This window comes from Micromonospora sp. WMMD964 (assembly GCF_029581455.1).
GTDB lineage: Bacteria > Actinomycetota > Actinomycetes > Mycobacteriales > Micromonosporaceae > Micromonospora.
The window spans coordinates 2,564,927-2,579,780 of sequence record NZ_CP120860.1; the positions used below are offsets into that span (position 1 = coordinate 2,564,927).

Sequence of the window (14,854 nt, forward strand, 5' to 3'; positions counted from 1 at the left end):
CATCGTCGACAACCTGCTTCTTGCAAACCGTACGTACGTCTTGCTAGCGTCCCGGTCATGAGCCTGCTTCCCCCACCCGGCCCGGCCCGGGTCCTCACCCTCGGCACCCTGGTCAAGACCGTGGGGCGCGGCCTCTGGCTCGTCGCGAGCGCGCTCTTCCTCACCCGGTCGGTGGGCCTGTCGGCGACCCAGGTCGGGATCGGACTGACCATTTCGGCGCTGGTGGGGATTCTGGCCAGCGCACCGAGCGGTTACCTGGCCGACCGCGTCGGTCCTCGCGGCGTGCAGGTCGGCGCACTGCTCGCCGCCGGCACCCTGACCGTCGGCCTGATCGCCGTCCGGTCGTTCCCCACGTTCGTGCTGGTGGGCGCCGCCACCGCGCTCGCCGACGCGGTCGAGCGCGGTGCCCGGGGCGCGTTGATCGCCGGAGCCGTCCCGGCCGACCAACGGGTACGCACCCGTGCCTACCTACGGGCCACCACCAACGTCGGGATCTCCGTCGGCGCGGTCCTCGGCGGCTTCGCCATCGCCGCCGACACCCGGACCGGGTACGTCGCGCTGATCCTGACCACCGCGGTGGCGTCACTCGCCGCCGCGGTGATCTTCCTCCGACTGCCCCGCGTCGCCCCGGTCGCCGCCCCGACGCACGGCCCGCGACTGATCGCCCTGCGAGACCGTCCGTTCCTGGCCTTCACCCTGGTCGACGGGCTGATGTCCATGCACTTCAGCCTGCTCACCATCGCCCTGCCGCTGTGGATCGCCGGGCACACCACGGCACCCGTCTGGATGATCTCCGCGCTGACGTTGGTCAACACCGGGCTCGTGGTCCTCCTCCAGGTACGCGCTGCGGGCACCGCCGCCACCGTGCCCGGAGCCGCCCGTGCCGCCCGTCGGGCGGGCGTGGCAATCGCCCTGGCCTGCGTACTCTTCGCCGCCAGCAGCGCGCTCCCCACCGCCGGGGCGGTGGGCCTGCTCGGCGTCGGGGCGCTCGCCCACGTGACCGGGGAACTGTGGCACTCCGCCGCCGGCTGGGCGATCTCCTTCGGGCTCGCGCCGGCCGATGCCCAAGGGCAGTACCAGGGGACGTACGGCATGGGCTACGAACTGGGCAAGATGCTCGCCCCGGTGGTGGTGACCACCCTCGCCCTCGGCTGGGGCGTACCGGGCTGGCTGGTGCTCGGTGCGGTGTTCCTCCTGCTCGGGGCGCTGGTGCCGCCAGTCGTCCGCTGGGCCGAGCGGACCCGTTCCGCCAGCGAACCGGCCGAGCCGATGCCGGCCTTGTCACTCGACCGGCGAAGCGGGGGGTCGATCTGGCAGGCTGGTAGTCGTGCTGACGGTGCCGGTACGGCAACTCGGGGAATCGGAGCGCCGCGCGGTCGAGCGACTACTCGACCATGACCCGTACGCGGGCGCGCAGGTCGCCGAGCGAATCGCCGCGCGTGGCCTCTCGTGGTGGCGGGCCGAGGGGAGAGTCCTGGGGTACGGCGCACGGCGCAACCTCGAATCGCTGTGCTGGCTCGGCGGCAACCTGACGCCGGTGCTGGCCAGCGACGCCGCAGTGGCCGCCTTCGCCGACCTGCTCGCCGGCGAGGAACGGCTGTGCTCCTCCATCGTCGGCCGGGCCGACGCCGTGCTGGGGCTGTGGGACCGGCTCTCCGCCACCTGGGGGCCAGCACGAGACGTCCGCCCCAACCAGCCACTGCTGGCCACCGACACCCTGCCACCCATCCCGGCCGACCCGGAGGTACGCCAGGTCCGCTCCGGCGAGGTCGACCGCCTCTTCCCGGCGGCGGTAGCCATGTACACCGAAGAGGTCGGCGTCTCCCCGCTGGCCGAAGACGGCGGACGCAGCTACCGGCGGCGGGTCAACGACCTGGTCCGATCCGGCCGGGCGTACGCCCGCTTCGTCGACGGCACTGTCGTCTTCAAGGCCGAGCTGGCCGTGGTGACCAAGCGGACCGCCCAGGTCCAGGGTGTCTGGGTGGCACCCGAGTGGCGGGGCCGCGGTATCGCCACCGCCGCCATGGCGGCCGTGGTCCGCGACGCGCTGCTGCGGGTCGCCCCCACCGTCAGCCTGTACGTCAACGACTTCAACCTCCCGGCCCGCCGCGTCTACGAACGCTGCGGCTTCCAACCGATCGGCACCCTCGCCACGGTCCTCTTCTGACCGCTGGGTGTCTGGTCGTGCGTGACCGTCACGCCCTTCCCCCTGGGTAGTCGCCAGGCCGGTTTGCTCCGCGGCCATGTCCGCTCACCGTTGCCGCGACGTCGGCATGCTGCTGGCTCAGCTCGCCGGTATGTCCAGCTCACCGTCTCCGTGGCGTTGCCCGGGCCGTGGTGCCGTGGCTTGTCCGGGCCGCCGTGCCGTGGTTTTGTCCGGGCCGTGGTGCCGTGGCTGTTGCCGTGGCCTTGCCCGGCTCACCGTTTCCGTGGCGTCGCCCGGGCCGCGGGGCTCTGGCGTTATCCGGGCCGTGGTGCCGTGGCGTTGCCCGGGCCGCCGTGCCGTGGCTTGTCCGGGCCGCCGTGCCGTGGCGTTGTCCGGGCCGCCGTGCCGTGGCAGGTCGCGGGCCGAGCTGGCCCGCCCGTTTCGCTCTCCCAAGGTGCAGGCCGCGCGTAACTCCGTAGATCTTGGACAGTTTCCGTTCCGCGCGAACGGAAACTGTCCAAGATCTCGGTGTGGATGTGCCGCCACCACCTTCGCGCGCTGCGGTGGCGGTGGTGGATATGCCGCTGGCCGGCACCCCGGGTGTGGGGTGCCGGCCAGCGGTTCGTGTCCTGCGATGGTGCGGGGTCAGCTGTTCCAGTACTGGGCGACCAGGTCGGTGGCCTGCTGCTCCCACTGGGCGTACGCGTCCGGGTAGGCGGAGACCTGCACGGTCTGCGCGGCCTCGGTCAGCGGCATGTCCTGCCACCCGTCAACCTGCTTCAGGCCCTTCAGGAACGCCGTGGTCGAGTAGGCGGGGTCGGTGATCTGCTCCGGCGTACCCCAACCACTGGACGGGCGCTGCTGGAACAGGCCCAGCGAGTCGTGGTCGTTGGCGTCGCCGAGGTGGCCCAGGTTCTCCAACTTCGACTCCTGCAGGCTCGTCGCGATCGAGATCACCGCGGCCCGCTCGGGCAGGCCGGCCTTCTTCGTCGCGGCGATGATCGCCTTCACGTTCGCGGTCTGCTCGTCGTTGAGGGTGATGCGCGACTGCTCACCCTGCGGCTTCGGCGCACCCGACTGCACGGCAGTCGCAACCGGCTTGGCGTCGACGGGGTCGGCGTGGGCGGCGACCGGACCGGCGAACACACCACCGGCGAACGCCAGACCAGCAACGGACAGCACACTCTTACGCATGATCGTGTTCATGGGGGAAGCTCCTTCGGGGGTAAGGACACCCGCCCGGGTACGGCGGGTGTGAGCACCTCGTCCGGCGCTGCAACATAGTCTTGGGGGATCATCGGCGGCCTACGAGCGGGGGCTCGCGGCGCCGGGACCGGGTGTAACGACCCGGGGACCGGGGTCATTCCCGGGGGCGGACCATCGGCTGGCACCCGGTGAAGCGGGGTGCCGGTCGGGCCGGGGTCCGGGTGTAACGACCCGGCGGGCCGGGTCATTCCCCGGGGGCGGACCGTCGAGCCGACCGGCCGTGGTCCTGCGATCGTCTGGGTGTGTAACGACCTCCGCCCGGCCGTCATTCCGGCCCACGAGTGCATCCGACCACAACCCATCGTCGGACAAATCGCCCACAGACCTCTCCAGTGCGGGCCAGCAGTCCGCGTGGAGGGCTGGCTCGCGACTGCGCAACCAGCCAGGTGCCACCGTCAGTGGCAGATAGACGTGCAGGGCACGTTGCGGATGCCCCGGACGTGAAGGCCGGATAGGGCGACGGGGCTCCGTCGACGCCGCGAACCGCCCACACCACCCAGCCCGGGCAGCGGTCCCCGACACCCACGTTCGCAGACCGCACACAACGCGTACGGAGGTTTGATCCACTCGACTTCGGCGATGTCGCGGTATCCGCAAGGGTTTGATACCGCGACATCGGCGAAGTCGAGTCGATCATTCCGGCCTGGCAGGTTCGGGGGGGCATCGCGGTAGGGCGTCACGGTTCAGGCGGCGTTGCGGGTGATGGTCGTCGAGGTCCGGGCGGCACCGCCCGATGGGGTTGTTGGGGTGCTGGGGCGCGGGCGGGCCGGTGGGGTTGTTGGAGTGCTGGGGCGCGGTGCGGCCGCTGAGGTGCCGGGGGACGCGACGCGGCCGGTGGGGTCCTCCCGGTGTCGAGGGCGGGGCGCGGGCCGGTGGGGGACATGGTCGACGCCCTGCTCAGGGCCCGGAAAATCGGTTGAGACGGCGCACCTACGTCGGCAGGCTGGAGTCTCCGCCACCCCACGTCCGGAGGACTCTCCATGCGCCTGCTCCGAGATCTGTGGGGCACTTCGACGCGCCGAATGACGATCGTGGTCACCCTGATCGTGCTCGGTGCCGCCGGTCAGGCCGGTGCCTCGGCGCTCGCGGGTGCGGTGCTCGTGCACCGCTCGGCCGGCTTCTTCGCCGTGCTGGCCGCGGCACTGGTCGCTGTGGTCCTCAGTGACCTCGCGGTGAGCCTTCTGATGGCCGGCCTGACCGCCGACTGGTCCGCTGACGTGCGCCGCCGGCTCTGCCGGGTCGCACTCGGACAGGACCTGCCGACTCTGGAAACCACACCGGTCGGTGAGTTGCTCGACCGGATCGACGGGGACGTCTACCAGGTGGCGTCGGCCATCCGTAACCAGGGCACGCGGCTCGCCCAGGGGCTCTGCGTCGGTCTGCTGTCGATGGTCGTGGCCCTGGCCGTGTGGTGGCCGGCCGGGGTGGCGATGCTGCTGCTCACCGTGGTGCTCGCCGTCAGCCTTCGCCGGCCCACCGCGCGGATCGGTCCGGCACGGATGGCCGAGGAGGAGGCGTGGTCGGACCTGGCCGCGGTGATGGAGGAGGCGGTGCACGGCCAGGACGACGTACGCACCAGTCTGGCCCGGCCGTACGTGCTGCGGCTGTACGCGCGGCGCGCCGCCGCCGTGCTGTCCCGGGGCCGCGTGGTCTGGGTGCTGTCCGCCAAGGTGGCGACGGCCGCCACCGCGACGATCCGGGCCGGCATCGGCGTGGTGGTGCTCGGCGGTGCCTGGGCGCTGGCCACCGGCCGGGTCGACGCCGCCCGCCTCACCGCCATCTGGCTGCTGGCGCTCGCCTTCGGTGCGACAGCGGAACACGTCAGTCGGATGGTGCCGGAGATCCAGGAGGCCCTCGGCGCGTGGGCCCGGGTGCAGTTGCTCCAGCGTGCTCGGCAGGAACCCGTCGGAGGGGCCAGCCCGAGCGAAGGTGACCTGCACATCGAGGACCTGACGTTCACGTACCAGGAAGGTGGCCGGGGGGCCGCCTTGCGTGGGCTCGATCTGACCTTCGCGCGGGGTCGCTCGTACGCGCTGATCGGGCGGACCGGTTCGGGTAAGTCGACACTGGCGAAGGTGCTCACCAGGGCGGTCGACGTGCCACCGGGAACGGTCTTCCTCGGCGGCACCGACCTGCGTGACCTCGACGTCGAACAACTGCGCCGCTGGGTGGCGCTGGTGCCGCAACGCACCGAGATCCTGGCCGGCACGCTCGCCGAGAACGTCGCACTCTTCGACCCGGATCTGCTCGACGCCGCAGCCCGCGCGCTCGACGAGTTGGGGCTGGCGGGCTGGATCGCCGAGCTGCCGGACGGTTTGGCGACCCGGTTGGGGGAGGGTGGGCATGTGCTCTCCGCAGGTCAGGAGCAGTTGGTGGCGTTCGCCCGGATCCTGGTCCGTGACCCGCATGTGGTGATCCTCGACGAGGCCACCGCGCGTCTCGACCCGGTGACCGAGGCGCGGGTGCAACGAGCCACCGAACGACTGTTGCGCGACCGGATCGGCATCGTCATCGCGCACCGGCTGTCCTCCGTGCGCAGTTGCGACGAGGTGGTGGTTCTGGCTGACGGCGCGGTGGTGGAGGCCGGTCCGCTGGAGACGTCGACCCGCTTCGCCGAACTGCTGGCCACCAGTCACGCTGCCGCCTTCGCCGCGGCGGCACCGGCCGGCCGCGCGGGCGGTGGCACCGACCTGCTGGTCGGCCCGGACCCGGCCGCCGCCTGCCCGAGCGATCTGCCCAACGCCGCCTGGCCGACCGGCCCGGCCCCGGCCGCCGCCTGGCCGACCGACCTGCCCAGCGCCGCCTGGCCGACCAGCCCGGCCTCGGCCAACCCCGCCTGGCCGACCGACTCGGCCAACCCCGCCTGGCCGACCGACTCGGCCAAGCCCGCCTGGCCGACCGACTCGGCCAAGCCCGCCTGGCCGACCGACTCGGCGAGCCCGTGGGCCGGCCCGGACGAGCCGGCAACCGAGCGGCCCGACCCGGACGAGCCGACGACCGTGCGGCCCGACCCGAGCGAGCCAAGGACCGGGCGCGCTGAGCTGGTCGAGCCGGGCAGGCCGGTCGAGCCGGGCAGGCTGGTCGACCCGAGCGAGCCAAGGACCGGGCGGGCTGAGCCGGGCGGGCTGGCCGAGCCGGTCGAACAGGCCGAGCCGGTCGAGCCCGTCGAGGCGACGACCGGGTCGGTCGGGCCCACCCGGGCCGACCCGCCGCCGCTGCCGCCCGTGCCGCCGGCCCGTACGTTGCGGGAGATCTTCCGGCTCTGTCTCAACGACCCCCGGTACGGGATGGCCGCGATAGTGCTGTTCCTCGGGTTGAGCCTGCTGGGGCTGGACGGGCCGGTGCTGCCGTGGCTCTGGGCTGATCTGGTCGACGGCACCGGCAGCCCGTACCTGCCGGCGGTGGGGATCGTTGCCGGGTTGCTGGTCACCCTGCCGCTGCCGTACTACACCCATGTCTGGTTCCCGGGTTGGTGGGTGCGGCAGATGCTGCGGATCGGCCTGCGCCTGGTGCACGGTCAGACCGGGCCGCGCCGGGTCAGCTCGCACACCCCGGCGGAGGTCGTGGCGCAGGGCGGCGACACCGAGCGGGTGGTTCAGCTCGCCGACAACGTGCTGGACCAGTCGGTGGCGCTGGTCCTGGTCGTGGCCATGACGGCGGTCACCGGCAGTGTCGTACCGGGACTGTTCTTCCTCGGCACGATGGTCGTCTCCGGGTTGGCGGCGACGCTGTTCGGGCCGAAGCTCGAACGTGCCGCCCGGGCCACGGTGGCGGCACGGGCCGCCTTCGCCACGGCACTGGTCTCCGCGCTGTCCGCGGCGCGGACGGTGAAGCTCGCCGGTGCGACAACGGCGGTGCTACGCCATCTGGCCGGCCTGGACGTGCTGCGCAGTGACCGGCAGCGGCGGGAGATCTCGGTGCAGGTATGGGCGCGTTCCACGCCGTCGATGGCCAGCGGACTGTTGCCGATCGGCGCGTGGGCGCTCTACCTGGGCGGCGGGCTGTCCGCCGGTGCGGTGCTGGTGGCCGTCTCCACGTTGGGTGCGGCCCGGTGGTTCGCCTGGACCACCGCGTCGTTGATCTCCCAGCTGCCGTCGGCGCGGGTCTGGACCCGGCGGACGGCGGCGATGACCGGAGTGAGCGCGTACTCCGCCGGGGTTCCGGCTGTCGACCTGGCCGCCGGGACGGCGCCCGCGCCGACGCCGCCGCCCCGGCATCCGCTGCGCCGCCTGGAGCTGCGCGATTTCGGGGTGGTGCACTCCGACGGCACGGTGGCCGTCCGGAACGTGGACCTGACCGTGCGGCGTGGGCAGTTGGTGCTGGTTGTCGGGCCGGTCGGGTCGGGCAAGTCCTCGTTGCTGCGGGCGCTGGCCGGGATCGTGCACCACACCGGTGAGCTGGCCTGGAACGGTGATCCGGTCACCGAGCCGGAGTTGTTCCTGCGCCCCAACCAGGTCGGCTACGTCGGCCAGTTGCCCCGGGTGCTCTCCGGCACGGTCGCCGAGAACATCGCCCTCGGGCACCAGGTCGACGCGGCCGGTGCGGTCAGCACCGCCCAGCTCGACCACGACCTGGTCGCCGCCGGCGGTGGGCTCGGACTGCTCATCGGGCACAAGGGCACCCGGCTCTCCGGCGGCCAGTTGCAGCGGTTGGCGCTGGCGCGGGCGCTGGCACCGCGTACCGAACTGTTGGTCGCCGACGACGTGTCGTCGGCGCTGGACGTCACCACCGAGCTGGCGTTGTGGCAGGCGTTGCGCGACCACGGGGTGACGGTGGTCGGCTCGACCGCGAAGCGCGCGGCGTTGGTCCGGGCCGATCACGTGGTGGTGTTGCTCGGTGGGGCGGTCGCGGCCCAGGGCACCTGGCAGGAGCTGGAGGGCGACTGGTCGCACCTGGCCGGCTGACGGTCGGGCGGCCGCCGGGATACGGCAGCCGCCCGAACCGGGTCAGGTCAGTAGGCGCGGGCGTACTGGTCGGGTCCGCTGTACGTGACGCCGAGCTTCGCGGCGGCCCGGCGCGGCCAGTACGGGTCGCGCAGCAGCTCCCGGCCGAGCAGCACCAGGTCCGCTTCGCCGCCGGCGACGATCTGCTCGGCGTGCTCGGGCTCGACGATGAGGCCCACCGCGCCGGTCGGCACACCGGCCTCGCGGCGGATCCGAGCGGCCAGCGGCACCTGGTAGCCGGGGCCGAGCGGGATGCGCTGCTCGACGCTGACGCCACCGGACGACGCGTCGACCAGGTCGACGCCGACGCCGGCCAACTCGCCGGCCAGTGCCACGCTGTCCTCGATCGTCCAGCCGCCCTCGACCCAGTCGGTCGCGGAGATCCGGGTCAGCACCGGCACGTCCTCGCCGACCGCGGCGCGCACCGCGCGGGCCACCTCCAGGGTGAGGCGCATCCGGGCGGCCCGGTCGCCGCCGTACGAGTCGGTGCGGTTGTTGGTCAGCGGCGACAGGAACTCGTTGAGCAGGTAACCGTGCGCGGCATGGATCTCCACGACGGCGAAGCCGGCGTCCAGCGACCGTTCGGCGGCGGTCGCGAACGCCTCGACGACACCGGCGATGCCGGCCTCGTCGAGGCTGGTGGGCGTCCGGTAGCCGGTGGTGAACGGCTCGGAGCCGGGCGCGACGGGCGTCCAGCCGCCCTCGGCGTCCGGCACGCCACCGCGTTCCGGTGCCCACGGCCGGTACGTGGAGGCCTTGAACCCGGCGTGCGCGAGCTGCACGGCCGGCACCGCGCCGTGGGCGGCGACGAACGCGGTCACCGGCCGCCACGCGTCGACGTGGGCACCGGACCACAGCCCGGTGTCCTGGGGGCTGATCCGGCCCTCGGGGAGCACGGCCGTCGCCTCGGTCATCACCAGACCGGCACCGCCGACCGCGCGAGAGCCGAGGTGGGTCAGGTGCCAGTCGGTGGGCAGACCGTCGGGGCCGCAGGAGTACTGGCACATCGGCGCCATCGCGATCCGGTTGGGCAGTGTGACGCCACGCAGGGCCAGGGGGGTGAACAGGGAGCTCATGGGGGACATCCTCTCGGAACGGTGACGGCGACGGACCCCCGGGGAGAGGGGTCCGTCGCCGTACCGGGTGGTGTGGTCAGGCAGGAACGGGGGTCAGGTCGGGCCGGGTCTCGGCGACCGGCTCCGGCTCGGTCAGGTCACGTCGACCGGCGGACTCGTACGCGACGCGGTCGAGGGTGCCCTCGCGGGCGGCGACGACGGTCGGCACCAGGGCCTGCCCGGCCACGTTGGTGGCGGTGCGGATCATGTCCAGGATCGGGTCGATGGCCAGCAGCAGGCCGGCGCCGGCCAGCGGCAGGCCCAGCGTGCTGAGGGTCAGGGTCAGCATCACGATCGCGCCGGTCAGGCCGGCGGTGGCCGCCGAACCGACCACCGAGACGAAGGCGATCAGCAGGTAGTCGGTCACGCCGAGCTGCACACCGAACACCTGGGCCACGAAGATCGCGGCGAGCGCCGGGTAGATGGCGGCGCAACCGTCCATCTTCGTGGTGGCGCCGAACGGCACCGCGAACGAGGCGTACTCGCGGGGCACGCCGAGCCGCTCGACGGAACGCTGGGTCACCGGCATGGTGCCGACCGAGGAGCGGGACACGAAGGCCAGCTCGATGGCCGGCCAGGCGCCGGCGAAGAAGCGCAGCGGGTTGAGCCGGCCGGCGAGGACCAGCACCAGCGGGTAGACCACGAACAGCACGATGGCGCAGCCGACGTAGACGGCGGTGGTGAACTTCGCGAGAGGGGCCAGCAGGTCCCAGCCGTACGAGGCGACGGCGTTGCCGATCAGGCCGAGGGTGCCGATCGGGGCGAGGCGGATGACCCACCAGAGCGCCTTCTGGACGATCTCCAGCAGGGAACGGTTGAGCGCGACGAACGGCTCGGCGGCGTCACCGACCAGCAGCGCGGCCGCACCGATGACGAGGGCCAGGAAGACGATCTGGAGGACGTTGCCCTCGACGAACGCGCCGATCGGGTTGGTCGGCACGATGCCGGTGAGGAAGTCGGTCCACGAGCCGGTGTTCTTCGGCGGGGTCGCGCCACCCAGGTCGAGGGAGACGCCCCTGCCCGGGTTGATGAGCAGGCCGAGCCCGATGCCGATGCTCACCGCGACCAGGGCGGTGATGCCGAACCACATCAGGGTCTTGAGGGCGAGCCGGGCGGCGTTGGCGACACCGCGAAGGCTGACCACGCTGACCACGATGGCGGTGAAGACCAACGGCGGTACGGCCAGCTTGAGGAGCTGGACGAAGAGGCTGCCGACGGTGTGCAGGGTGCTGGTCAGCCAGCTCAGGTCGTTGGTGCGGGCCAGGAAGCCCAGCGCGACGCCGAGCACGAGGCCGAGCAGGATCTGCACGGAGAAGGGGATTTTGCGCAGGCTGAAGGGCATGGTCTATCCATTTGTCCGGTCTGATTCAGGGCAGGCGTGGAAGCGCGCTAGCCCGGACAGATGCCACTGGCCTGCAGTCGGAGATCGACATACAGGCGGACAGTGAGGCCCCAGACATTGGTCATCGTTGGCCGACGGTACGCCGATTTCCGTGCCCGGCAAGGAGCTGTCGACGTGAGGCTCCTTACAACGGTTGACCTTTCGGCGCCAGGGCCAGCGCGGTGGCGGTGGCCAACCCCCACAGCACGGCGAGCGCGAGGATCAGCCGTTCCAGCACGCCCACGAACGTGCCCCGGCCGACGACGAGCATCGCCAGCCCGACGGCGGCGCAGAGCGGCAGGGCCAGCGCGGCGGCCAGGGCGGCCAGTCGGCGTACCACCCGGCCCGCCGCCCCGGACACGGTGAGCGTGACCATGGCGAAGACCACCGCCGCGATCGCCGCGATGCTCGCGCCGCCGTGCACCAGATCCGCCACCGTCGCACGCTCGAACGGCGGCAGCGGGCAGCCGGCGGAGCAGGTCACCGCCCCGGACACGGCGGTGCAGACGGCGCCGATGGCGAGCAACGCCGGGGCCGCCCACACCCCGGCAGGCAGCGCCACACCGATCAGCAGCAGCGCCGCGGCAAGAGCGAGAACCCCGATCCGGTACGTCAGGGCGTGCGCGCTGTCGGCGATGCCCGCCTCGCTGACGTACCCGGTGAAGCCTGGGCCGGGACCGGCGACCACGGCGACCGTCACCGCGACCGCACCGGCCACCGCGCAGCCGGCCGCGGCGGACCCGGCGACCCGGCGGGCGACGTCGGCGCGGATCCTCGCCGCGGTCGTGGTGCCGGGCCGACCCGCGTCAACCACGCCCGTGCGGCGTGCTCCAGCCGGACTCGTCCGGCCCGAGCGGCACGATCCCGGTCGGATTGATCTCTCGGTGGGTGCCGTAGTAGTGCCGCTTGATGTGGTCGAAGTCCACCGTCTCGCCGAAGCCCGGGGTCTGGAACAGGTCCCGGGCGTACGCCCACAGCACCGGCATCTCGGTCAGCTTGCCGCGGTTGCACTTGAAGTGCCCGTGGTACGCGGCGTCGAAGCGGACCAGCGTGGTGAACAGCCGCACGTCGGCCTCGGTGATCGCGTCGCCCATCAGGTAACGCTGACCGGCGAGCCGTTCGGAGAGGGCGTCCAGTCGGGCGAACAGGGCCCGGAACGCCTCGTCGTACGCCTCCTGGGAGGTGGCGAACCCGCACCGGTAGACGCCGTTGTTGACGTCGGTGTGGATCTCGGCCATCAGCGCGTCCATCTCGGGCCGCATCTCGACCGGGTACAGGTCGGGCGCCCCCGCACGGTGCAGCGACCGCCACTCCGTCGAGAAGTCGAGGGTGAGCTGCGGATAGTCGTTGGTGACGACCCGGCCGGTCAGGGTGTCCACCAGCGCCGGCACGGTCACCCGGCCGGTGTAGTCCGGGTCGGTGGCCAGGTACGCCTCGGACAGGAAGCTCACGCCGAGCACCGGGTCGAAGCCGTCCGGGTCGAGGGCGAACGCCCAGCCCCGCTCGTCCCGGATCGGGTCGACGGTGCCCAGCGAGATCGCGTCGTCCAGCCCGAGCAGGCCGCGTACGATCCTCGCCCGGTGCGCCCACGGGCAGGCCCGGCACCAGATCAGCCGGTACCGGCCGGCCTCCAGCGGCCAACGGTCCTGCTCGTCGGGGCCGCCACCGGGCGGCGAGGTCGAGTCGGCGGTGACCCGCCCGGTGAACCGGTTGGGCTGGCGGACGAACGCGCCGCCACTGCTGGTCTCTGCGCTGAACTGGGCCCGGGCCATGCCGTCAACCTATCCGCTGCCGGCGCGGATATCCTGGCGGCCGGTAGCCCCCGCGATCCGGTGGGCCTGCCCCCACCCCCGCCGTCTGCACCCCCGAAGGACTCGCGATGACCGTGGCATACCTGGTGGCCGGTGTCCGCACCCCGATCGGCCGGTACGCCGGCGCGCTGGCCGGCGTCCGCCCCGACGACCTGGCCGCGCACGTGATCCGTGAGCTGGTCGCCCGGCACCCCTCGGTGGACTGGGCCCGGGTGGACGACGTCGTGCTCGGCTGCGCCAACCAGGCCGGCGAGGACAACCGCAACGTGGCCCGGATGGCGGCGCTGCTGGCCGGCCTTCCCGAGGAGGTGCCGGGCAGCACCGTCAACCGGCTCTGCGGCTCGGGGCTGGACGCGCTCGCCACCGCCGCCCGATCCATCGTCGCCGGGGACGCGGAGCTGGTGATCGCCGGTGGGGTGGAGAGCATGAGCCGGGCGCCGTTCGTCATGCCGAAGGCGACGTCGGCGTACTCCCGGTCGGCCGAGGTGTACGACACCACCCTGGGCTGGCGGTTGGTCAACCCGCTGATGGCCGACGGGTGGGGGACCGACTCGATGCCGGAGACGGCGGAGAACGTCGCCGCCGAGTACGGCGTCAGCCGGGCCGAGCAGGACGCCTTCGCGTACCGCTCGCAGCAGCGCGCGGCCAAGGCGCAGGCCGACGGCCGGTTCGCCGAGGAGATCGTGGCGGTGTCGGTGCCCGCCGGCCGTCGGGAGACCCGGCTGGTCGAGGTCGACGAGCACCCCCGGGAGACCACGCTGGAGAAGTTGGCGGCGCTGCCGACCCCGTTCCGCGACGGCGGCACGGTGACCGCCGGCAACTCCTCGGGCGTCAACGACGGAGCCGTCGCGCTGCTGGTCGCCAGCGAGGCGGCGGTGGCCCGTTACGGCCTCACCCCGCTGGCCCGGGTCAGCGGCGCGGCGGCGGCCGGCGTACCGCCCCGGATCATGGGCATCGGCCCGGTCCCGGCGACCCGCAAGCTGCTCGACCGGCTCGGCGTCGAGCTGGGCGCGGTGGACGTGGTGGAGCTGAACGAGGCGTTCGCCGCGCAGTCCGTGGCGGTGCTGCGGGAGCTGGGGCTCCCCGTGGACGCCGAACACGTCAACCCGAACGGCGGCGCGATCGCGCTGGGGCACCCGCTCGGCGCCAGCGGCGCACGCCTGGCGCTGACCGCCGCCCTGGAGTTGCGCCGCCGCGGAGGCCGCCGGGCTCTGGCCACCATGTGCATCGGCGTCGGTCAAGGGATCTCGCTGTTGCTGGAGTCAGCCGCCTAGAGTGGTCCACACCACACGACCCGCGGGTCTGCCGGTTATCGCGCACGTCCGTCGACGCCGGTGCCGTCCCGCGCCGCGGCGACGACACTGGGGAGCACACTGATGCCCGACGGACTGCCGACCGAGATCGATCTGACCAGGCCGAGCGCGGCTCGGGTGTACGACTACTTCCTTGGCGGGGCGCACAACTTCGAGATCGACAGGCAGTTGGCCGAACAGATCGCGAGCATGACCCCGAACCTCGCCGCCACCATGCGGTCCGGCCGTGAGTTCCTGCGCCGGGCCGTGCGGACGCTGCTCGACGCCGGCATCGACCAGTTCCTCGACATCGGCTCCGGAATTCCCACCGTCGGCAACGTTCACGAGGTCGCCCAGGGGGTGAACCCCAAGGCCCGCGTGGTGTACGTCGACATCGACCCGGTCGCTGTCGCCCACAGCCGGGAGCTGCTCGCCGGCAACGAGCTGACCGGTGTCATCCACGCCGACCTGCGCGAGCCGGAGCGCATCCTCACCGAGACCCGGCAGCTCGGGCTGATCGACTTCAGTCGACCGATGGGCATCCTGCTGGCCGGGGTGGTGCACTTCATCCCCGACGGCGACGGGCCCGAGGAGATCCTGGCCACCCTGCGGGCCGCCGCCGCGCCGGGCAGTTTCCTGGTCCTCTCGCACTCCACGTTCGAGGACCAGCCACAGGAGATGCTCGACGCCCAGCGTCTCTCCGCCCGAACGGACACCGAGATCACCCTGCGCTCCCGCGCCCAGGTGACCGGCTTCTTCGGCGACTGGACCGTCCTGGAGCCGGGCGTGGTGCACATGCCGCTGTGGCGTCCCGACTCACCGTCCGAGGTGGACGAGCACCCGGAGCGGTTCGGCGCCTTCGGCGGCGTCGCCCGGTACGACCAGCCCGCCGGCTGATCC

At 72.7% G+C, this 14,854-nt stretch carries 10 protein-coding genes; 5 read left to right on the forward strand and 5 right to left on the reverse strand.

The features are described 5' to 3' along the window. Positions 1-57: 57 nt before the first annotated feature. Both O7616_RS12005 and O7616_RS12010 read left to right on the forward strand, forming a co-directional pair. Positions 58-1,398, forward strand: coding sequence for an MFS transporter (locus O7616_RS12005; protein ID WP_282306866.1), 1,341 nt, complete (start codon positions 58-60; stop codon positions 1,396-1,398). Then, positions 1,328-2,167 carry a DUF4081 domain-containing GNAT family N-acetyltransferase gene (locus O7616_RS12010; RefSeq protein WP_282306867.1) on the forward strand — a complete coding sequence of 280 codons (840 nt, stop codon included), beginning with the start codon at positions 1,328-1,330 and terminating at the stop codon, positions 2,165-2,167. Before O7616_RS12005 ends, O7616_RS12010 begins: the two co-directional genes overlap by 71 nt. A gap of 624 nt (positions 2,168-2,791) precedes the next feature. On the opposite strand, the gene O7616_RS12015 is transcribed toward O7616_RS12010, so the two are convergent. Then, positions 2,792-3,352 carry a hypothetical protein gene (locus O7616_RS12015; protein WP_282303566.1) on the reverse strand — a complete coding sequence of 187 codons (561 nt, stop codon included), beginning with the start codon at positions 3,350-3,352 and terminating at the stop codon, positions 2,792-2,794. Positions 3,353-4,392: 1,040 nt separating this feature from the next. Between O7616_RS12015 and O7616_RS12020 the strand changes: the two genes are divergently transcribed. Beyond that, complete coding sequence (locus tag O7616_RS12020; RefSeq protein ID WP_282306868.1) at positions 4,393-8,316, forward strand: ATP-binding cassette domain-containing protein; 3,924 nt, start codon at positions 4,393-4,395, stop codon at positions 8,314-8,316. 47 nt (positions 8,317-8,363) lie between these two features. On the opposite strand, the gene O7616_RS12025 is transcribed toward O7616_RS12020, so the two are convergent. The 4 genes from O7616_RS12025 to O7616_RS12040 form a co-directional block, all read right to left on the reverse strand. Then, a complete protein-coding gene (locus O7616_RS12025; RefSeq protein WP_282306869.1) occupies positions 8,364-9,431 on the reverse strand; it encodes an NADH:flavin oxidoreductase/NADH oxidase in 1,068 nt (355 codons plus the stop codon). Between the two features lie 76 nt (positions 9,432-9,507). Then, complete coding sequence (locus O7616_RS12030) at positions 9,508-10,800, reverse strand: dicarboxylate/amino acid:cation symporter (RefSeq protein WP_282307599.1); 1,293 nt, start codon at positions 10,798-10,800, stop codon at positions 9,508-9,510. 196 nt (positions 10,801-10,996) lie between these two features. Further along, a complete protein-coding gene (locus O7616_RS12035; RefSeq protein ID WP_282261906.1) occupies positions 10,997-11,665 on the reverse strand; it encodes a DUF998 domain-containing protein in 669 nt (222 codons plus the stop codon). After that, positions 11,658-12,623 carry a glutathione S-transferase C-terminal domain-containing protein gene (locus O7616_RS12040; RefSeq protein WP_282306870.1) on the reverse strand — a complete coding sequence of 322 codons (966 nt, stop codon included), beginning with the start codon at positions 12,621-12,623 and terminating at the stop codon, positions 11,658-11,660. Before O7616_RS12040 ends, O7616_RS12035 begins: the two co-directional genes overlap by 8 nt. Before the next feature lie 107 nt (positions 12,624-12,730). On the opposite strand from O7616_RS12040, the gene pcaF reads away from it, so the two are divergent. Together pcaF and O7616_RS12050 are read left to right on the forward strand one after the other, a co-directional pair. Then, on the forward strand, positions 12,731-13,936 hold the full coding sequence (gene pcaF / locus O7616_RS12045; RefSeq protein ID WP_282306871.1) for a 3-oxoadipyl-CoA thiolase: 1,206 nt from the start codon (positions 12,731-12,733) through the stop codon (positions 13,934-13,936). A gap of 102 nt (positions 13,937-14,038) precedes the next feature. Beyond that, positions 14,039-14,851, forward strand: a complete 813-nt coding sequence (locus O7616_RS12050) for an SAM-dependent methyltransferase (RefSeq protein ID WP_282306872.1) — start codon at positions 14,039-14,041, stop codon at positions 14,849-14,851. Positions 14,852-14,854 lie beyond the last annotated feature (3 nt).